This is a genomic window from Mesorhizobium sp. WSM4814 (assembly GCF_055811595.1).
On the sequence record NZ_JBVVQT010000067.1, the window covers coordinates 1 to 1,099 of the forward strand.

A 1,099-nucleotide genomic window follows, 5' to 3' on the forward strand; every position below is an offset into this window, starting at 1 on the left:
GAGGCCTTTGCACAGAATCGGATTGATGATTCCGGGGGTAAGGAAGAGAGGGAGATGATTCGGATGGTCGATCGTGTTGTTGGTCAACTGAGCCTGGCGGATGCGCTGGCGCTGTCGGATACGACGCAGCTCGACCAGATCGCGACGGTCATCGACTGGATGCCGATCCGGGCACTTCTTGGTCAGCGCAGCGGGCCGGGGAAGGGCAACACCAGCTATCCAGCCGAGACATTGCTGCGCTGTCTGTTTTTGGGCGTGTGGAACAATCTCAGCGACCCCGCCCTTGAGATGCAGCTGCGCGACCGGCTGTCGTTCCGCCGCTTTGCCGGCTTCAGCCTGTCGGACCACACGCCGGACCATTCGACGCTGTGGCGCTTCCGCGAAGAGCTGAAGTGCGACGGGCTGATTGATCGGGTGTTCGATGAGATCACCCGGCAGTTTGAGCAGAAGGGCCTGATCCTCAAGCGCGGCACGCTGATTGATGCATCGTTCATGCAGGCCGCCGCCCGCCCGCCGGCGAAGCCGAAGAAGGGTGAGGAGACGTCGGCGCGGCCATCGGCCGACCCCGATGCGCGTTGGGGACGCAAGGGCAAAAAGTCCACGTTCGGCTATAAGGTGCACAACGGCGTCGACGAGACTCACACGCTGATCCGGCGGATGCACTTCACCGATGCTTCGATCACCGACACCGAGCCGGCCGACACGCTGATCTGCGGCGACGAAGAGGCGGCCTATGGCGACCAGGCCTATTACACCCATGCCCGGCATGCCCGGCTTAAGCAGGCCGGCATCAAGGACCGGTTGATGCATCGGCCCAACAAGCACCATCCGCTGACGCCACGCCAGAAGCAGCGCAACCGGTTGATCTCCAAGGTGCGGGCGGCGGTGGAGCGGCCGTTTGCGGTGTTCAAGCAGCGCTACGGCATGCGGCGGCTGCGCTTCTTCAACCTGGCGACCAACCGGACGCAGTGCGTGCTTGCCGGCTGCGCCTACAATCTGCAACGGGCGGCCGCCGTCCTCTTCCCGGTGAGGAAGCCGGCATGAGGGGGCGGAGTCTGCCCAAAATCCGCCGAGGGGGGGCCAATTGGGCCCCCGAGGC

1 protein-coding gene is annotated in these 1,099 nt (G+C 64.3%); it reads left to right on the plus strand.

The features are described from left to right. Positions 1-63 precede the first annotated feature (63 nt). Complete coding sequence (locus AC0L2V_RS32165; RefSeq protein WP_473514091.1) at positions 64-1,044, plus strand: IS5 family transposase; 981 nt, start codon at positions 64-66, stop codon at positions 1,042-1,044. Positions 1,045-1,099 lie beyond the last annotated feature (55 nt).